Source organism: Providencia sneebia DSM 19967 (assembly GCF_000314895.2).
Classification (GTDB): Bacteria; Pseudomonadota; Gammaproteobacteria; order Enterobacterales; family Enterobacteriaceae; genus Providencia; species Providencia sneebia.
Map to the genome: position 1 here is coordinate 2,628,258 of NZ_CM001773.1, position 19,478 is coordinate 2,647,735.

The following is a 19,478-nucleotide window of genomic DNA, read 5'->3' on the forward strand; positions in this document are numbered from 1 at the left end:
TAAATCTGTATGCGGCAGATGTGGAGGTAATTATGTCTATTAATAGCATGGGTAAATTGATGAAAGCCAGCAAATGGGCTAGGCGTGAGTTTGAAAAAGATTCTATACCCACCCCAAAGACATTAAAAAGATGGGTAACCAATGGGGTTATTAACGGAAAAATTATAGATCAGTCGGTCTGGATATTTTCAAGTGAAAAAATGGGTGTAGCCTCTTCAATCTCAAATCATGTAAATGCTTTGATAGAGGAACAGTAAATGGCAGCAAGGCCAAGAAACAGGCAATACAGACACTTGCCTGACTTTCTCAACTTCGACAAAACCCGCCAGCGTTACGTGCTAACGCTAATAACAGGTAAACGAAAAACCATAGGCACCGACCGTGCCTATTCAATCGCTGTTGCGCGTGAATATAACCTAAGAATGCGCCCAGAAACCGCTATTAGCTTGAATGGACTAATTAATGAATCAGGTGGACTAAAGGGCGAAGGTGAAGCTTTATCCGTTCACATGGATAGATTAATGCAGCGCATAGTTAAAGATGAGCAGCCAGCGAAAAGCACCCTATCCGATTGGAAAAAAGACATTGAACGCATAAAAGAGTTTTTTAGTGATGTTGCTTGTTGTGATATTACTCTAGAGCATGTTAACGATTATATAAACCATTACCACGCTGATGGATCTGCAAATGTTCAGAATAGAAAAGTATTATTCTTGAAGAAAATATTTAGCTACGCAATGGATGAATCATTAATGCTTGATAATCCGGCCACACGCAAGAAAATGCGAAGATTGGAAGGAAAACAAAGAAAGCGTCTATCATTTGAAAACTTTATTAAAATACGCAATTTTGCTGAACCCTGGTTACGTACAGCTATGGATCTGGCTTTACAGACAACACAAGCAAGACTTGAAGTTTCCAGAATAAAATACAATATAAAAAAACCAAAGGAAGGCGTTTGCGGTTGTGTGTGGCTTGACGTGCCGGCAAATGGCATCTATGGAACGTTATATATCCACAGACAGAAAGTTAAGGATAAAGAAGCGGCTCACGTTGCTATTCCCATTGGTGATGAATTAAAGCGGATCATCGACGAAAGCAGAGATAATATTGCCAGCCCTTATGTTGTTCATCGGCTCCCAATAAAAAACAGCAACCCGATCAGCTCAGAAGTTCAGCATCCTACTCAGGTTGTACCCAGCTATCTAAGTCGTGCATTTTCAAAAGCAAGAGATAATGCTGGAGCCTATGCCGAATTACCTCAGGAACAGCGACCCACTTTTCATGAAATAAGAGCTTTGGCGGCACACTTGTTTGAGAAATCAGGGGTAGATCCTCAGGCAAGAATGGCGCATAGTGATGCGAAATCAACTAAGATTTACACACAAGATCATGTTGATTGGGTCAGTGTACCACACGCCGAAATTAAGGTGGGATAGTGGTGTAAAACGGCTTGTAACTCATTGATTCATATAATGCCAAAATAACCAATAATCCACTGTTTCCCTATACAGTCGAATCAATCATAATAACATCAAAATCAATAGGTTATGTTTTAATTGTATATAGTCATGGGGTGTCGGGGGTCGTAGGTTCAAATCCTATCATGCCGACCAAAATTCCATAAGAAAACCAACCTGTTAGGGTTGGTTTTTTTGTACCTGAAATTTGCTTGGTGTAAAACTGGTGTAACTCTGGTGTAAAACCCCGACTATAAAAAATTACTATTTCCCACTTTAATTATAGCAATGCATCATTCTCACCGAGTCTATATTGCTCGCGCTCTGCCTTTTCTGCTTCCTCTTTCGCCACTCGCTCCGCTTCAATTTTAGCTAGTCGCTGTGATTCAGCTTTCTTGATGTTGTAGATGGAATTCACGGGCATTTCGACGCGCATGTCAATCCAACGAGAGTCAGGAACGTCACAGGGTTCGTAATTGTCGAAATAAATTGGCTGGCCGTCCTCATCAAGGTGCTTAATGCGGTTGTTCTGGAAACGCTCCGGCATATCTGCATTTTGCTGATGAAAGACAAATAGCTCGATATCACCGTCTTCTTTGACGTTGTAGTCAATAATGACCATGTTTTTACCGTTGTGGTCTTGCGGAATAACAAAGCCATTATTGATTCCCCATGCCCCGTCTGCATTAAAACCGACAACACCTTTTATTAGATAATGACCGATGCCGAGTTTTTGCATGGTCACACCCTCGGATTCGTCGTTTGTCTCAATGCTCTCGGCAAAAACTTTAACAATCGGGGAAGCGGCTTTTAAGTTACCGTTTGAGTCTTTTGTGGTGTTGCCTGTGCTGTATTGCATGTTCCACTTCACACCAACAGAGCTACCGTCTGATTTTACCTTCCGATAGTAGATATTCGGTGTGCTAAATGACCGATATTCTTGAAGTGTGTCGTTGTTTGCTGTCGGCATACAAATCAGTGTCCCTGCCTCAGTAATGGGATACTCATTATCAACGGTCGCTTGGGCTGAGTATGGCTGTATCCAGTACCCAAAACTTGTCACCGTTGATAATTTTGGATTTGACGTTAGAATTTGAGGCGCGCCCAGACCAAAATCACCAACCTGCATGAGTTTCCCTGACTTATCAGGTAATTCATGCGTGTTATGATAAGCCGCCCCTTTTTGACGAGATAAAATTTCTGGCTTATTTTCACTGGTTCTTAAAACAACGCGAACATCTGTTGTGCCGACTGTAACTTGTTCTTTAACGGTGATATTCCCAACATCTCCCCCCGTTTTATTAAACTTCCCATCTAACAGCCTATCTTGCTCTTTTGTTGTACGTAGCTGTTGCGTTGTCCCATCTGGCAACGTCACTGTAATTGTGCCAGTTTCTGTCATCCAACGATTCAAAATGTCGCTGAACTGAACATTCGCATTATTCATCGCAACAATCTTGTTGGCTGCATCTGAAACCGAATTCACCATTGTTGTCAGGATGTTGTAAGGGACATTTTTTGTTGCTGCAGGTACGGGAAAGCTGAGGGTCATTTCTGTATTACTTTGAATTGATGCAATACTGTTGATATAAATTGTCGAGTCGTTTTGAATTAAAATCACTTGCTCTGCTGAGACGAGCGAATTGTTATCTTTCCACTTGGTATTTGTGCCGGTGACTTTGTTGCTATTGGCTGTTGTGGTGATTGTGCCGACGTTGTACATAGATTTGATTCTCCGAAATTTGGACGTAAAAAACCGCAATTAAGCGGCTTGATTGAATTGATGACGTTAACTTTTGTATACTAGACATTGTGCTGGAGTTTTGTGGATCAGCTCGTAACCCGATACATTTCCGACTATTTTGTATGAAATCACGGCAGTTTCGTTCGCATAAATAATACCTGCACCAGAGGTTGTTCCGCTGGTAATGGCGTAAGTTTCATATCTATCCCCACCGCTAGCACTCTTTATCCCGGTCACTGACGACAATGGATTAAACGAAATAATCACTCTGTTGTTTATTTTCACCTCAACACGCCAAGATATTTGACTAAATTGAGTGGATTCATTTGTTGATATTGTTAGCGCCGGAATGACTAACGTACGCTCAAATTCTTCAGCAGGTAATGTGATTGAACCATCGAAAGGGATCGAATGCACTCTAAGTACATCCCCTTCCATTTTGTTAGCATAAATTGTTCCCTTAAAAATACCATCCGCGCCGTCAATGGTTCCTCTGAATGTCGCATTATTGAATTCAGCGTCTCCCTCTTTGTCAATACGCCAGCCTTTCTCTCCTTTTTTGTACTCGTTCGACTCAATGACATTACCAATTTTGGCATTTGTAATAGCACCATCTTTGATTTTGGCTGTGTCAATCGATCCATTTTGAATAAAAGCATCACTCAAAAAAACTTGGCCATTCATGATTGCGAATGGTGTGACGAACTTGCCATTGATATTATTGAAGATAATAAATTCATCAGCAGCAAAAGCGATTTGCGTGACAACTTCGCCATTTTTCACCTCTGCATTCATCATCATTTTGACGTCGTAGTATTGGCCGTTATGTAACACCCCCGCTTTAATACTAAAATAGGCTTGAGAATTCCCGTTCTGATCGACTGATGTTTTCGCGCGCTGCTCAATCGCGGCTTTTTGGTCTTCGAACTCCGCTTTTGTTAACTGACTGAAATCCGCTAGCGCTTGTTCATTATCGCTAATGGCTTGTTTATTATCACTGATTGACGACTCTGCTTGACCTATCCGAGTTGATAAATCCGTGTTCACTTTCGCAATCGCCTGGTCTTGCTTCGCAATAGCTTCTTTCTGAGTGTCAACTTGCGCTTGTGTTTTGGCTAGATTTTCATCTGTTGCGCCAAGTTTTGCACTAAGCTGTTCGTGACTTTTTGCAATAGCTTGCGTGTTGTCAGCAAGCGTTTCATCAATGCGAGTCAGTCGTGCATTCACTTGCTCAAACTGCGAATCAAGCTGGGTGAATTTTTGCGTGTACGCTTTATCGTTATCAACAACAATTTTGTTGGTTTCACGAATAGACGCTTTGGCACGTAATAATTCCGTACCCTGTTGATTTTGCTGAACAGTCAGTTGCAAGGTGGTTTCCGCACTGGTGCTATCGGTATTCGCTTGCGTGTGTTGCACGTTTGCAATTGATGCTTCGTTATCTTCAAAGCGTGATACTGCTTGCTCTGTCTTTTCTGTCAGTGTTTCATCCAGATTTGCAATAACGATTTTTTGTTCATCAATACTGGCGCTGATTTTTGATAATTCGCGCCCCTGATTATCGATGTCACTTTTTAGCTTTTCATCACCTGACTTAATTTCAGCGCGCAATTGTTCAGTGCTTTGAGCTATCGTTTTGCCTTGCTCTGCTTGAACTTCATCAAGTTTAACAATAGCCCCTTCCGCATTATTGAATCGCGCATCAATTTGCACACCCATTTCTGCACGGGCTTTAGATTCATCCGCAACCGCTTTTTCATTCTTCGTGATACGTGCTTCTGATTTAAGCGTTCTATCGTGAAGTGAGGTATGCTGCGCAGAAAGTTGCATCACGGATTCTGCAATAGACATTTGACTGTCTGAAAAAGCCGTACTGATTTGGTTGATATAGGCGCGCTGATACTCAAACTCAGCCAGAGTGACCTGTTCAAATTTAGCCTGTGACTTCTCAAGATTGGCTGTCGCTTCTTCATTTGTCGTCACTCGAGCCGCAATTTTGCCTACGCCCTCATTGGTGGTATTTAAATCCGCGCGAACTTGGCTCATTTGCTGCGCAAAAGCTTCATTCGTGGTGGCTAATGATTGCTGTAAGTTGTATACATCAGCACCAACAAACTCAAACTGACTAGAAACTTGCGATTGATAACGCGCAAAGGCTTTTTGATCATCAATGATTATTTCACGAATATCGAGAATTTCAGCTTTTCGAGTGCCTTCCTCCTCCATCAGACGGAAAGTGACCTGATTTAAGCTAATCGCATTCTGCATTACCGCTTCAGAGACAATACTCACATCTGTATTCAGCTGTAACACTTTGTTATCGATGTTTAGCTGCTCAAGTTCAATAACTTCGATTTGCTCTTTAGTGAGGTCGATTTGATCTTGGAATTGCTGGCCAGCTTCTTTGGATAAGAAGTTGTTACCAAGTTCATCCAGCATATCCTTAGGTGTGCCACTGGCTTGTCCGACTGCTTCAACAAATTGTGACTTGCCATAACTGTTAACCGTACGAACATAAAAATAATAATCAGTATCAGGCTTAAGATTATCTTTTGTCCAAAACTGACCTTGGCCTTGTCGATTGGCTTTGGTTGTGACCTCAATATCGTGTGTGCTGGCCAGTTTCTTATCGCTGAACCAAAATTCGAAGGTGTAGCCATGTTGAGCAGACTCGCCAGCATGCGGAATGGCGGTTAATGAGAACATACCGCCTTCAACATCAATACTGACTGGCTGTGGTGGGGCTTGGATATCAAAATCAACAATAGCCGGTTGTGACATTGCGCCAGCAGCATTGATAGAGCGTACCTCAGCACGATAAGAGCCACGCACCAAACCTGATAAGTCAACTCTATCCTGTGGTACTTGAATAGACTGGATCACCCTGCCACTTTCAAGAATGTTTACCGTGTTATAGCGAACATCTGCAGCCGCTGATTGCCAGCTCAAATACCCTTGAACAACTTCACCTATGTTTGTTGGTACAAAAGTCAGGTTTAACGGTGGTGCAACACCGCCTGTAGGTAATACAGTGAATGGAGGTCGAACAAACGGCTTGCCGACAATATCTTCATAAATATAAGCACCGTCCTCCTCGAGGAGAATATCAACGCCCTCCTGAGGGTGAAATTTCCATTCAGCCACGCGAAACTCAAGATTTTGAATACCAATGTGCGGCAAGTTTAATAAAATCACATCCCCTGGTCGGTAGGCATAACCGTCCATATTCATTTTTAATTGAATACGACGACCCGCACGCTTTTTGCGTAGATACAGATTAGAGAGACGCGCAGCTTGATATGGACTAGTAACAAAGCGATAGTCCATATTTTCTTTGATTTCTAAACCGTCCTCATCAACCCATTCATCAACAATAACCGGTTCAAAATCGGTTTTAATGTACTGTTGTTCAGCATCAACAAACGTGCCGTAAATCGCATTGGTAGCATCACGAAGCGCAAGTTCAGGCGTAATAGTGACAGTATCAATCAGTTGATTGGGTTCGATGCGTAAGACAGCAGGACCATTGTAAGCCTGCATTAAAATACCGTGTTTCCCCGCAACATAAGTCGGTTCAGCCGCGATACATTTATGCATGTGATCAAGCACCGATGCTGGCGACTCGGAAAGCTCATAAGCACCGTTGATGGTGTAGCGTGGCTCGGTCTCACCTTCAGGTGTAGTCACTGGCTCGTCGCATAAATCAGCAGCAACCTTGAATGCATCAAAATCAATATCTGAATCGGGTACACTTAAATAGCTACGATAAAAATCAAGAATGACTAATGCCCCGTTATTGCTCCACACCGTTTTATCGGTGCGCGGATCATAAATCTGCTTCCCCCATACTTCGATTTTGACATTAGGAACACCGTAGGGAAACTTTTCAGCGTCGTATTTGAGCGTTAACCTTAACCACGCCAAGCCATCACCTATCATGTCTTCTTTCCAGCTAGGCGCATTTTTCAGCATGTACGGATCGCAGTCAGTGCGGCTATTATGAAATTCGTACTCCGCTTTATCGTTAAACGTTTCAATCAAATCATCGTTGAGCCAAATTTTACCAACGCGGTCTACTTTGTGTGCTGCAATCGCAATCACCATAAAGAGCCTTTCGTTTTCTGTTTGATCGCCCTTTTCTTCTTCAGCGAAAAACAGCAAACCTGAACACACTGTTTTGCCGACAATGATTGTTTCTGGTGCAACAGCAGAACGTAATATTTGCTTGCGTTCGGATTGGTCGCGGTAGTTCATTGACGGTAATTTATCTTTGAAGATCATCGAGCCAGCCGCTTGAACAGCAATACCTGCCGCAATTAAAGCAGTACCCAATCCACCAGTAACAATAACACCCGCAACCATCAGGCCAGCAGAAACGATATTGGTGACTGTCTTACCCATTTATTCGACTCTCCATGCTTTTGTTGGTTGATGATTGACAGGCCTTGCCCCATCTTCAGTAACAGCCCAGATTTTATTTGCCCAGATCACGCCAAGCGTTTTCCCTTCGTCACCTTCAAACAGAACAATGTCACCGCGACTTGCGGTATCTGCTGGGATTTCAGTAAAGAAACGAGATAGTGCTGATTCGATATCGCCAAACTCTGACTTCAATACACGCTGCGCCCCTGTTTTTGTTTTGTATCGACCTCGCAAACTTTCGCACGGATCAAAATCACAAATAGCTATCACGCAATCAGCTGCAAATAAGCAGCAATCATGTTCGCCCCATGAAAAAGGCCTTTGCATTGCTTTTTGTAGTGTTTGAGGGAGTCGAGTTGTCCAGTTGATGTGTCGCATTGCTGATCTCCGGGCATAAAAAAACCCGCCGAAGCGGGTTTATACTGAAAATTATTATAACTGGTCAGTTATTGCACATTTCTAATATTGCTTTATCTTCTTCATTACTGCTCGAAATAGCTATAAATCCAGTTTCTATTCTATAACCTGTAATTGTAACGTGTGATATAAACATACGGCTACCAGCATAGGCACCATATGAATTTTTGGCATTTACAAGACCGCATATTTTCATTTCCTCACCATCACCAACAATTTTTGTTGAGTATGCCTTTAGATCCATAAAAATTACCGATGACGGATCTTTCATTTTACTTGAAACTTTTTTTCCACGGCGCTAAAAATAGAGGATTGAGATAAAGAGGCTTCTCTATAAATAAAGATGGCTACCACTATGCCGGCAATAATAGCTAAACAGATTATTAATTGCTTGCTCACAAGACACCCTATAAAAAATTAGTTAAATTAAAAACAGCACTAAGACACGGAATAAAGCTTATGCAAACACAATCTATTAAAATGGGTTATGGAATTAGAAACCTACTCGTTACAAAGTGCAATGATGACCTCATCAGTAAAACTGTCAACACCTATGCGCATAGTACCATCCACAACTCGGATGGTTTCACTTCCAGTGGCTATAACCGACATAATAAATGGTTTATTTCCTGTGTAGGCGCCGTATAGATTCTTAGAGTTAACAAATCCACAAACCCTATAAAAATCTGAAAGTTTTTCGTTTGAGTTTCTCTTAACTACCACACCACTAAATTTAGCGCTGTAGGGGTCATTTAATGTTTTTGAAACCTCACTTTCTGCAATCGCTACAATCTTACTATCTGTAACTGAGAACACGTAAAACAGAATCCCTGCAACCACTGCAATCACGATTAATATGATTGGTAATGCGCCTTTTTTGTCCATATTGACACCCAATATCATTAAAAAATATTACTTATAAATAAATGCAGGAGCATCTTTTTTGCTGCCCCAGTAAATTGCTCGTTCAGCCATTTGAGCTACATAGCGGAATATTCTGTCGCCTTTGTGTCTTTTTGTCCACGATTCATCAGTAAACCTATCGGGTAGACCTTGTGACCAACGTTCAAAACGATTTGAGACAGTGACGGAAACCTCATTTTCATTCCCTGTTGTAACACCAATATTTGCTATTTGTCCTGCAAAAACTCTTTCCGCCAGTGTAGGTTTACCATCTAGATCTAAAGCCACCAATATGACACTAACCTTTCGACCTCGACTTCTTTCATTCATCACATCGGCAATTAAAAGCGAATCAAAACCTGAAAGCGATAAAATAAGCTGCTGAGGACTAGTTGAATTTGCTTCTGAAATAGTTTCTAATTTACCAAAAGATCCAACACCTTGATAAACCTCACCCGAAATAATGAGGTTTCCAATACCCGTATGCGCTCTAGTGACGCCAGATTTGAGATCTAACTTTGCAGCAATGACTAACTCAAAACCATCATTAATCGCTTTGACCATTGCATTTGAAAAAGGATGATATAGCATCAGTATAATGCCTCCTCTAATGACAAGGTTACATTCGAAAAGTTACCCGGACGATATTGAAAACTTCCCTGATCGTTGCTGGTTAACTTAAATATCCCAAAGGGTTTAACTGTTTCTATTTTTTCATTGACTGCAGGTGAGGTACGCAATATCGGAGAGAGCGTAATTAATGCATTTCCGTTACTATCACTGATAACGTTTTCTGTGCTCATTTTCAACTCATTACCAATTGTCAGATAATCCCCTTTTCGTAAAACAATAGAATTGGATATCCACCCCTTGGTTTGTAAGGATCTACCTGTCTGGTTTGGCGCACTGACAATTGGAGATCCCTTATCTTTTAACCCTGGCCTAATCCAGTTGCTTATCTTCACTCGCCCACTTTCACCATCTAAGGATGCAACTAACACCTCAAGCTCTCTTGATAATAATTCAGTAAGATTGCTAAATGTTAATGTACAACGCCAACGACTGCCGGGGAAACGTACTGTCTGGGAGCTGCCCGTAAAGGGTGAAGTAAATGTTTTACTATTACTGACTAGTTGCCAGTTCATATTTGCTGGTACCACAGTTTCTGGCCATTCTATTATCACGACTACCTCTCAAGGGTTCCTCTAAGCTTGCCTCGATTCTGGAAATCACGCTGTATTTTAGCTAAAGCGTCATCTGAGCCTTGTTTTGCTCCCATTTTTGCTGCCGCTTGCATGGCATCATAAAGCGCCTGATCGCCATTTCCCGTAACATGAAAAGTTTGGTGAATAACAATACTTGGAGATTGCTGCTGGGGAGTATCAAGTCCAAGCACTCTAACTCCTAGGGAACCATCGCGCCCACGAGTTAGCGGCATAATTGCTTCAGGTCCAGCCTCCCCCATTAGCCCTACACCCGGCACGCCACCTTTTGCAAAAGGAAATAGTGTTGGTGATTTGACAATACTATTTCTATGTAAACTTAGTCCTGGTGATTCGTAGGTATTACCTTTTGCGTTTGGCTCTGCTTTAAGTCCCATCATGTCACCAAATGCAGTGCCTGTTAAACCTGACTTTAATGCATTAAAAATCATCATCTTGAATATCATTTTAGTAATATCATTAACTATGGATTGTGCAAAGTCAGCAAAATTCAATTTACCCGTAGTCACAAAATCGGCCATCATTGATGACATATTATCAAGGGAATTTTGGGTAGTAGTTCTCATTTGCTCGTGAACATTATTTGCCTCATCACCAAAGTCCTGTACACCTTTTGCCATGCCTGAGTAGGCATTTTTCTGCGCTGCTAATTTTTCTTTTGATGACTGGCGAGCTATGTCGATTTGTTTTTGCTCTTCTTGGGCTAAAAAAGCAGTTTGGTCGGCATAGAGTTGTGTTGTTTTGTCTGAGACCTCCTTATCTAGCTGATATCGTCGCTGACGAAAATCATCTCGAACACGTTGCTCCTCTAACATTAAGTCATAGGCGGACTGACTCATTGTCATTTGAAGTATCTGATTTGTCGCATCCTGACTTAGTTTTGAGGTTTTTTGCATCACTTCGAAGTTTTGATCATCAAATTTTTTACGTAACTCCTTATATTTTAACTCCTTCTCAAGTTCGGCATTTTTGAGTAGTTGTGTACGAATTTCAGTAGAGTGCGCTTGAATGCTTTTTTGGCGAGCATTTAAATGTTGTCCCTGTAAACCTAATAGCTCCTGCTCGAATGAAGCAAGTTTTCGTTCCGAGGCAGTTAAGCCTTCTGTTTCCATTAATTGCGCATGTAATGCAGCACCTTGCTGCAATAGTTGATCTATACGTTGCCTCCCTTCATCAACAACAGTACTGCTACCTGTTTTTTTGGTGTCGTAAATAATTTATCTAGCCCTTTTAGAGCCTGCTGATATTCGGTGGCTGAAATGGCCCCTTTATCGAGCATTTCTTTGAATTGCTTTTGCCTTTCGGCTCGTTCTTTTTGTGGATCAATCCCAGCCTTGAATGCGGCATTTAAAGATTGGACAGCTTTAATTTCTTCAAGTGAATTTCTAACTATTTCATCATGCTTTGCTTTTTCCTCCTGCTGTTGTTCTTTCAATGATGCGTTTATTTTTTCCTGTTCCTCTCTATATAGTTTCAAGGTTGGATTATCACCACCCAAAAAAGCCGCATCACCCATACTTGCAATTAATTGCATATATTCACGGTTCAGTTCATTGACTTTATTTTTGTGATTATCCGTTGCCTGACTCGCGGCATCTTCCGTTGCTTTCGCAGCTTCTAGCGCAGCCTCACGCTTAGCTTTTTTTGCTTCTTCTAATTTACCTTCGCGCTCTAATTGCGCCACCCTTGCAATAGCCTTTTCATCAATAGCTTCACCCGCTTCTAATAGCTTTTCCAGACCTTTTAATGGTTGATCATCTAGTGCTATTATTTTGCTAATTAGTAAATCAACACTACCACCAGACTTTTCCATCTGAATGCCTAGTTCAGAAACTTGCTGGAGCAAATCACCTGAGAAACCCGCTGAAGCGGCAGCTGCAACTGATTTATAAGCTTCCGCCGTACCCCCTAACTCGTTTGCTAGGTTGCGTAAATCATAAGCAGTTGTTGTTAACCCTAACCCTCCCTTTTGTAATGCTGCGTTGAAGGCTTTCTGCCGCTCTTCGGCTTGTTGGTATTGTGAATAGAGGTAAGTAAACGCTCCAGCAGAAGCCATGATGCTAATACCAACAGCCCCACCCATCATCCCCCAAGCACTTTTGAATAAGCTAGCACTACTAGCTGCCGCTTTTTGTGCAAAAGTAAGCTCTTTGCTCGCTTCAGTGAGTTGATTTGTTGCTGATGTTAAGCCTTTTTTTCCTTCTAATTCATTTTTATCAGCCGCTATAATATCTTTCGCTGCGCTCGCCATTCGCCTTTTGGCTTCAGCCTCAGCGATATTGGCTTCACTGATAATTCGGGCATTTTTAGCATGATCTTCTGCATAATTTGCGGTAACGCCATGCTGCTTATTAACTTCCGCTTGTTTTTCCAAGTATTCATCGAGGGCAAAGGCTTGTTCTCTTCTTGCAATCGCTTCATCACGCATTTTTGCAGCAAGGTTCATTTTCTCCTGTGCGCTTTTTCTGTCTGCTTGAGCGTTTTCAATTTGACTGCGAGAGAGACTTATCACTTCTCTAGCGGCATCTTGAGCAACCTTCTGCTGATCTGTTAGCGACAGCTTTACACTGTTCGCGGTTTCTAAAGATCGCTCTAATGCGGGAATAAATGCACCAATCAAGCTACTTGTCGCAACATTGGAACCTGCAGACACATTTGTTAATGCTGTTCTTAATTGCGAAAACCCTATTTGGGATTGTCTAGCTAATTGACCAGAAGCGGAGAGATCAGCACCGGCTTTTCTGGCACTAGTAGAGACCTCCATTAATCTTTCCGCTGTTTGTCCTGCATCTTTTGTCACTGATTGTGTGAATTTTTGCGATTCTTTACGCGCTGAATCATAAGCATCAAAAACTTGAGATTTAAAAGAAGCTGCGTTGAGGTGTAACGCAACCGCTAAACTTGCAACGTCAGCCATTTATTATCCTCATGACATCATTACACTGAGCCTCAATATCCGGCTGCATTTGTGTCGTGGTTGATTGAAATTCTGGCTCTTCTTCATTTCCAGAAATAAAAAAAGCCTGCCAATATGTGAGAATATTTGCAGGCAATTGCGCTATTTTTCGTGGATCTGGCTCACCCCATCGGTCAGCAAGTTGGAACATAAACTTAAGATAGGGTGAGCTGGTTAGTTTTTTTGCGCCTCCTCTACAGATCCATAACTAAATCTTTGTACGAATGACATTGCAGCTAGCAAAGTTGGTGTATCGTGCGCTTGAATAAGCTCATCAGCGGTAGGGAGATCTTTAGTTGGGAGCGCCTTTCCGGTTTTGTCACATATCGCTTTTAAAATAAGCTTGGCACCCGCCTTACTCGCATCCGAACTAAACCCCGTTTTCTGTGCCTCTTGTAAGTCATGCTCATATTCATCTAATTCAGCAATAGTTAAGCGACGAATAAAAACTGTTGCCCCTAATATTGAATGTTCTTCAACATGAGGGGCAGCCTTTAAAAGCGATGATTTCAATGACATTATTTTGTACCTCCAGCAGTAACCACACCCCATTTAACATTATTTTGCTTACCTTTTACGGTAATCTGCATGACCTCACTTGCTGGAGCACTAACATCATTCAATTCCCAACCTGCCAATGCTAGGATCATGGTTGCTGAGCGTTTATTGGGAAATTGGGCATAAAACTGAATAGTTTCTCTCGCATCCGCCGCAGTGAGTAGTGCTGCAAAATCAACATTTTCGGGATCATCAATAAAGACTAATGTCTTTTCTGGTCCATCTGGTAAATCTGAAACTGACTGTTTGTTTTTATCAATTAGCGTAGTGCAATCAACAAAACCGCCCGTTGCGCCCGTCGCACCAATGGCCTTACAATTTATCAGTGCTTTCATTTGCTCAACAGAATCTCCGGGCTTACCAAATTTAACAATTGTCCCAGCGGGAAGAACGGCATATTCAGGAGAGGTTTTTCCTGCCATAATATTTACTCCAACTAAATAAATTAACGATAATTTTCGATGCTGGCGCGTATTTCAGCGGCTAGCGTGTTTAAAATAAACTGGCGGTTATAGTCCAATGCTGGACGGATGAAAGGATTAGGGATTTGCTTTACTGTGCCAAACTCTTGCGCTTTGGCTTTCATTGCATGGGCTTTACTTGGTCCTACACGAACAGTCATGACAGATAGCGTTTTTTGGTCTTTCATACGGCTCGTTGTACGGATCTTGATGCTGTCACGCATGTGCTCTAATTCACTGGTTGCATCATAGCCTGCGTGTTGTTTCATATCTTCCAGCACAGGTACCATCGCCTCACGCCCAGCTTGCCGCAATACTTTTGTTGCAATGTCCTCCCCCAAGCGATTTAGTTCATATTCCAAATCTTTTAACCCCTTTACTTCTACCGAAATTCTCATTCAGCATCCTCTGGGTAAGTCATAATAAAATCTCGCGTCACTCGCCAGATCACCCTGTTTTCAGTCTGTTCCTCCTTATATTGTATAAAGTTACCCCGCTGAACGGCCTGTACGGGATAACTCCCAATATAGCCATGAGTAATACCTTCCCACGCACTGAGCACGGTTTTTTCAAGTTTTAATGCTTTTGAATAGTCATTAGGGATTTGAAAGGTAATTTGAAACCGAGCTTGAACAAGAGAGGTTTTAGCTAGACCAGTTATCATTTTTGGGTCACTAATACGCTGATAAACAATCCCTTCGAGTACGCTTGATGGTAATGCAACAGGGTAAGCACTAAGTCCCGTTAAACGTTCGAGATCTGCTTTTATGTCAATTTCTATCATGTCGACTGTCGACCTCCGCAGTGATAATTAGGCGGTCGGGGGTGTTTCTATCCAGCGCCCGCACGGTAAAGTTGCGCTTCTGGTAAGTGATTATCCAATTTTCTTCAATATCGTTGCGCGGACGGAGTGTGAAATGGTAGGTTTCAATTACCTGCTGTTGATCGGCGGTGCGGATTTTACGATTAGACATGGCTTCTGCTTTGGCCCAAACTTCTTTGACTTTTACTAATCGAGTTTTTGCTTCACCAAATTCATCTCTAAACTCTTCAATACATGATAAAGTAATACGTTTTTTCAACTCGCCAGCCAGCATTATTTTGCCCTCATTGGTGAAATGCGATAATCACTCAATAATTCATAGAAACCTTGAGGGATCTTCTTCAACTCTCGAGTGTCGTACCAAAAACCGACCGCCAGCATCAATGCTAGTTTGATAACAGGTGTTATCTCTATGCCATTTGGATCATCATTAGGAACATTTTCCTCATATAGCGTTCTATTTAAGTAATTACTTGCTTTTTCTTTGGCTGCCGAGAGATAGCCAAGTAAAATATCATCTTCATGCTCAGTATCTATACGGCACTGTTGACGAAGTTCATCTAAAGTCGGTAATTTCATAGTATTCCAATATAAAAAAGCCACTTAGTAGCATATTCTTCTTTAAAATCAATTGCCTCAATTTTGAGGCGGGTGATAGGGTTATTATTTATGTGGCAACACCTTGCCTCCACCAACTAAACCAAGTGCCATTTGGCTAATATCACCGATCAGTTTTTCCGCGCGATCTAAAATAACTAAATCATTTTGCCGTTTACGTAATCGACGCCCTGCGTCACTAGAGTCTTCATCAGAGGCTTTTCTTGCGACCGATAGCATGTGTTGTAATTGCTGAATAGTAAATCCAAACCCTGATTCCGCCTCTAATTCTGTCATGTGATCAAATACTTGCGCTTGAAGTTCGTAGCTGTAACTCATAGCCATCAAGCAAGCTTCGCGCTTAGGAAATTTGCAGCATGGGTATGAACGACCTTTGTTGTCGATGTAATCGGCGTAAAATTTCGCTGATTGATTTTCACCCAATACTCTAGGTACTTTCCTTAGAAAGTCTTTATGCTGTAATCTTCTATAATTCTTACATGGGAAGCTTAACCCTTCGGCCTCGGCCTTTGCCTTTCTGTCCGAATTGATGTAATCAACCATTTCTAAACTGCTCATGGTTGGCTGAGTATTATTTATAGTCGTTAATTTCGTCATAGTGATAGTGTCTACCTATTTAGTAATGAACCCTTGCCGAAATAGGAAATCAGCCCATCGAAGCGACACCAGCTATAACTGATCCCCTCAAAGGCTCATTACCTAAATATTGGCTCGATGCTTCATGTGTAAATGTGCTTTCGGAGCACAAGGTGAGATGTGATTTGTATGGATAAAAAAGGCGACAATTAAGTCGCCATAATTAGCAGTATTGTGACTATTTGCCTGCAGGTGCTTTCAATAACTTCACTGCATTGCTATCAACCAACATTGAGCCAACCCGTTTTGTGGTGTAGAAATGCACAAACGGTTTATTGGTGTACGGGTCACGCAACATGCGAACACCAATACGGTCAAGAATAGTGTAACAACGCTTGAAGTTACCAAATGCAATCGGCGTTGAATCTGCAACCACATCGGAAAATTGCTCATTTTCTGCAATACCGTAGCCCAGCAATGCGGAAGGTTGACCTAATTGTAAGCCTGGTTGCCATAAGTAATTACCCTGCGAGTCTTTCAGCGTACGAACTTGGAACAATGTGTTGTTATTCATCATGAATTTTGCACCTGAGCGATAGACTTTACGCAAGGTATAAATCAACTTCATGACTTCATCCGCTGTAATTTCTGTTGGTTTTTTCTGCAATAGATGCTGTAACGTCCCCCAGTCGCGATCTTTATCTGCTTGGTCGTCACTGCCGTATGCCAGTAACCCTTTAGGTTTTTTAACACCGTCTCCGTGCGTGTATGCTGCTTCTTCTTGTTCGGCAAATTCAGTAGAAAGCTCGCCTGTAATGAATTGTTCAACATTAAAAAAGGCATCATCCAGTATGATTTGTGTTGCTGCAGGGTTTCCATAAATTTCCCCCCATACCGGTTCAATAGGTGCCAGTTTTGAGGTTTTAGTTTCAGGGCGTTTGTCCACCTCACCAACCCAGCCGCTACTCGTACCACCTTGATTAACCAATTGTTTAAAATTGGTCGTCCCTACGGTGATAACATGACACTCTTGGCGCATAACCACTTCATCACGCAGCATACTGATAATATTGCGATCCAGCTCTTCAGGAACCGCAAAACCACCGTCAGGATCAGAACCGACTTGCATAGCCTTACGCTCCAAGTCTGCAAGCCCATCCTCTTTTCCTTTACGGATAAACTGTTCAAAAGCGGCCTTATGTTCAGTCACATCTTTAGTTGCCTTGGCACTACCGTCAGGGCGCTTAATTTCAGCCAATTCAGCCTCTAAACTGGTTTTCAGCTCATCAAGTTCAGACAATTTGCCATTTAGCGTGTCAACCTGTTCAGATAATTTGCTTTTTTCTGCTTCAATCGCATCAATACGCTTATCATTCTTTTGCGTGAACTCTTCAAATTTCCCTTTAAGTTCCTGCGCAACTTCACTTACATCTTTATGATCTACAGCCATAATATTACCTTTATTATTTAAAAATGGATTTCAATGTGTTGATGGCTTCTTGCTCGGCATCACGCAGAGAAAGGGCATCGTAGCCTTTAGCCATAAAGGCTTTGGCTTGGGTTCGCGAAAGCCCAACATCGCGCAGGACTCGCTCAATACTTTTTTGTGTGGGTAATTCACCCCGAGCAAATGCTGATTTCACATCACTGACTCGAGCTTCATCATTTGAGGGAAAAGTCACTAAACTGACTTCCCATAGGTCGATTTCTTTCAGTAAAAAGGCATCTTTTGTCCGGTCATACTCGTAATCTTTAAGAATGTACCCAATAGAAAGGCCGGATAATGATCCGGCCTTCATGTGAGCGTGTGCGCGTTTAGATAAAGGGTCGTCATCAATGAGTAACCGCCCTTTCACGTAAAGCCCTGTGCTGTCTTCTCGCATTTCAGTATAAACACCAATAGGTTCGGACATTTTGTGCTGCCAAAGTAAGGCGGGTAATGATGCTTTTTCTTGCCACTTACTCAGCGAATTAAGGAAGGCACCCGGCATCACAATATCGGCATAACTGTCTTTCACGCCAAAAACGGAGCCATAACCCTCAAACTCCCCTGAGTCGCTGACCGATTTTATTTTCAGTGGGACATCAAGCCGTTGTTTTGTCATCATCGACATGCGTTTTCTCCTCCTGTTTTGAGGTTTCTGGCTTTGTGGTCATATTGAGTGGGGTGAGATAGATGTCGCCACCATCACGCGGATTAAGTTCTTCCAATTCACGACACTCATTCGGGGAATAGATACCCCAGTTGATCCCCGTTGCATAGGCATCAAATCGGGATTTCATATCCCCTCGGAGCAATGCACCTGTATTAAACTTGGCGTAAAAGACACCTTGTTTACTAGGCTTTACCAAGCCAACATTAATGCGTTGCTCAATACGAATGAGGTAAGGAACTAATGAATAATTGATAAACCCGATCCCGAGATTTTCAATGTTATTGAACGTTGCTCTATCGGTGTTTTGAACCATGTGTAACGGTACACGGAAAATACGGCATATCTCCTCGAGCTGGAATTTTCGCGTTTCAAGAAATTGCGCATCTTCAGCCGATAAGCTGATTTGCTGCCACTTTAGGCCCATTTCTAAAATCATGGGTTTATGTGCATTAGCCAAGCCTTGATACTGGTTTTCAAAATCTTCTTTTAGTCGAGCATAGGCATCGTCTTTTAGATATTGATCAGTCTGTAAGACGCCACTCGTCACAGCGCCATTACCAAACAAACGCGCACCGTGTTCTTCCGTGGCCAACCCTAATCCGATAGCTTGTTTGGCATACGCAATCGGACTTAACCCTGTTAATCCATCCAGCGTAAATATGCGAACATGCCAAACCTCATCCTGTGAAAGTGTTTTGCAATCCCCATTGGGGAACGTCACTTGATATTCAGGCTCCCACTGGCTATTCAATTTGGGCACAACAGAGCCGGGGTTAAGCGGCAATAATTCAACCACTTCTCCTAGCGCATAAACTTTGTAGGCATAAAAWTTGCCTCGCAGACATAAGCACGCAATTAACAATTCCCAAAACTCTTGGGGCGTCATGTAGTTATTCGGTCTGACTGACAGTAACTTATGTAAGCGTTCACGAGTGGCTCTTTTATTTCCCCTTTCAAGTTGCTCGTAAAGCGAACAAGGCAGCATACCAACGGACTCCGCTAATACACGAACACAGCCAAATACTGCCGTTAACTTCATCGCTAACTGAGCGCTTACCTTACGTCCTGAATAAGTGTCATAAGAAAGGCCGATCAGTTCACTTAAATCATGTGAGGTCATACCTTCTTTTGATTTTCGAAATAGACCAGGAAAGAACATAT

Annotated in this window: 22 protein-coding genes; 2 read left to right on the top strand and 20 right to left on the bottom strand. The window is 42.1% G+C overall.

The window, feature by feature from the left end; all coding sequences use genetic code 11:
- Window positions 1-32 precede the first annotated feature (32 nt).
- Window positions 33-257: a hypothetical protein gene (locus OO7_RS10840; protein ID WP_008916000.1), complete on the top strand. Its 225-nt coding sequence runs from the start codon at window positions 33-35 to the stop codon at window positions 255-257.
- Window positions 258-1,439, top strand: a complete 1,182-nt coding sequence (locus tag OO7_RS10845; protein WP_008916001.1) for a tyrosine-type recombinase/integrase — start codon at window positions 258-260, stop codon at window positions 1,437-1,439.
- A gap of 301 nt (window positions 1,440-1,740) precedes the next feature.
- On the opposite strand, the gene OO7_RS10850 is transcribed toward OO7_RS10845, so the two are convergent.
- The 20 genes from OO7_RS10850 to OO7_RS10945 all read right to left on the bottom strand — a co-directional run bounded on the left by OO7_RS10850 (window position 1,741) and on the right by OO7_RS10945 (window position 19,476).
- The gene (locus OO7_RS10850; protein ID WP_236620645.1) at window positions 1,741-2,874 is read right to left on the bottom strand and encodes a phage tail fiber protein; all 1,134 of its coding nucleotides are present in this window, start codon (window positions 2,872-2,874) and stop codon (window positions 1,741-1,743) included.
- A 375-nt stretch (window positions 2,875-3,249) separates the two neighbouring features.
- Complete coding sequence (locus tag OO7_RS16220; RefSeq protein WP_008916003.1) at window positions 3,250-7,605, bottom strand: phage tail tip protein J-related protein; 4,356 nt, start codon at window positions 7,603-7,605, stop codon at window positions 3,250-3,252.
- On the bottom strand, window positions 7,606-8,004 hold the full coding sequence (locus OO7_RS10860) for a DUF6950 family protein (protein WP_008916004.1): 399 nt from the start codon (window positions 8,002-8,004) through the stop codon (window positions 7,606-7,608).
- A 64-nt stretch (window positions 8,005-8,068) separates the two neighbouring features.
- The gene (locus OO7_RS17490) at window positions 8,069-8,287 is read right to left on the bottom strand and encodes a hypothetical protein (RefSeq protein ID WP_156823144.1); all 219 of its coding nucleotides are present in this window, start codon (window positions 8,285-8,287) and stop codon (window positions 8,069-8,071) included.
- 257 nt (window positions 8,288-8,544) lie between these two features.
- Window positions 8,545-8,928, bottom strand: coding sequence for a hypothetical protein (locus tag OO7_RS10870; protein WP_008916006.1), 384 nt, complete (start codon window positions 8,926-8,928; stop codon window positions 8,545-8,547).
- Between the two features lie 27 nt (window positions 8,929-8,955).
- Entirely contained in the window at window positions 8,956-9,537 is a 582-nt protein-coding gene (locus tag OO7_RS10875; RefSeq protein ID WP_008916007.1) for a hypothetical protein, read from the bottom strand.
- On the bottom strand, window positions 9,537-10,091 hold the full coding sequence (locus OO7_RS10880) for a hypothetical protein (RefSeq protein WP_043892876.1): 555 nt from the start codon (window positions 10,089-10,091) through the stop codon (window positions 9,537-9,539). The genes OO7_RS10875 and OO7_RS10880 overlap by 1 nt, the downstream gene beginning before the upstream one ends.
- A 41-nt stretch (window positions 10,092-10,132) precedes the next feature.
- A complete protein-coding gene (locus OO7_RS10885) occupies window positions 10,133-11,314 on the bottom strand; it encodes a phage tail tape measure protein (protein WP_008916009.1) in 1,182 nt (393 codons plus the stop codon).
- Between the two features lie 8 nt (window positions 11,315-11,322).
- The gene (locus tag OO7_RS10890) at window positions 11,323-13,086 is read right to left on the bottom strand and encodes a phage tail length tape measure family protein (RefSeq protein ID WP_008916010.1); all 1,764 of its coding nucleotides are present in this window, start codon (window positions 13,084-13,086) and stop codon (window positions 11,323-11,325) included.
- On the bottom strand, window positions 13,079-13,276 hold the full coding sequence (locus OO7_RS17495; RefSeq protein WP_008916011.1) for a hypothetical protein: 198 nt from the start codon (window positions 13,274-13,276) through the stop codon (window positions 13,079-13,081). The genes OO7_RS10890 and OO7_RS17495 overlap by 8 nt, the downstream gene beginning before the upstream one ends.
- A 23-nt stretch (window positions 13,277-13,299) precedes the next feature.
- Window positions 13,300-13,644, bottom strand: coding sequence for a hypothetical protein (locus tag OO7_RS10900; protein ID WP_008916012.1), 345 nt, complete (start codon window positions 13,642-13,644; stop codon window positions 13,300-13,302).
- Window positions 13,644-14,105, bottom strand: a complete 462-nt coding sequence (locus OO7_RS10905) for a hypothetical protein (RefSeq protein WP_008916013.1) — start codon at window positions 14,103-14,105, stop codon at window positions 13,644-13,646. The genes OO7_RS10900 and OO7_RS10905 overlap by 1 nt, the downstream gene beginning before the upstream one ends.
- Before the next feature lie 23 nt (window positions 14,106-14,128).
- Window positions 14,129-14,542 (bottom strand): HK97-gp10 family putative phage morphogenesis protein, encoded by a 414-nt coding sequence (locus OO7_RS10910; RefSeq protein ID WP_008916014.1) that lies wholly within the window; start codon window positions 14,540-14,542, stop codon window positions 14,129-14,131.
- Window positions 14,539-14,928: a hypothetical protein gene (locus OO7_RS10915; protein ID WP_008916015.1), complete on the bottom strand. Its 390-nt coding sequence runs from the start codon at window positions 14,926-14,928 to the stop codon at window positions 14,539-14,541. The genes OO7_RS10910 and OO7_RS10915 overlap by 4 nt, the downstream gene beginning before the upstream one ends.
- Complete coding sequence (locus OO7_RS10920; RefSeq protein ID WP_008916016.1) at window positions 14,915-15,241, bottom strand: phage head closure protein; 327 nt, start codon at window positions 15,239-15,241, stop codon at window positions 14,915-14,917. Before OO7_RS10920 ends, OO7_RS10915 begins: the two co-directional genes overlap by 14 nt.
- On the bottom strand, window positions 15,241-15,546 hold the full coding sequence (locus OO7_RS10925; RefSeq protein ID WP_008916017.1) for a head-tail connector protein: 306 nt from the start codon (window positions 15,544-15,546) through the stop codon (window positions 15,241-15,243). Before OO7_RS10925 ends, OO7_RS10920 begins: the two co-directional genes overlap by 1 nt.
- 84 nt (window positions 15,547-15,630) lie before the next feature.
- A complete protein-coding gene (locus tag OO7_RS10930) occupies window positions 15,631-16,182 on the bottom strand; it encodes a Rha family transcriptional regulator (protein WP_201764235.1) in 552 nt (183 codons plus the stop codon).
- 217 nt (window positions 16,183-16,399) lie between these two features.
- Entirely contained in the window at window positions 16,400-17,611 is a 1,212-nt protein-coding gene (locus tag OO7_RS10935) for a phage major capsid protein (protein WP_008916019.1), read from the bottom strand.
- Window positions 17,612-17,624: 13 nt separating this feature from the next.
- Window positions 17,625-18,269, bottom strand: coding sequence for an HK97 family phage prohead protease (locus OO7_RS10940; protein ID WP_043892878.1), 645 nt, complete (start codon window positions 18,267-18,269; stop codon window positions 17,625-17,627).
- Window positions 18,247-19,476 carry a phage portal protein gene (locus OO7_RS10945; RefSeq protein WP_008916021.1) on the bottom strand — a complete coding sequence of 410 codons (1,230 nt, stop codon included), beginning with the start codon at window positions 19,474-19,476 and terminating at the stop codon, window positions 18,247-18,249. The genes OO7_RS10940 and OO7_RS10945 overlap by 23 nt, the downstream gene beginning before the upstream one ends.
- Between the last annotated feature and the right edge of the window lie 2 nt (window positions 19,477-19,478).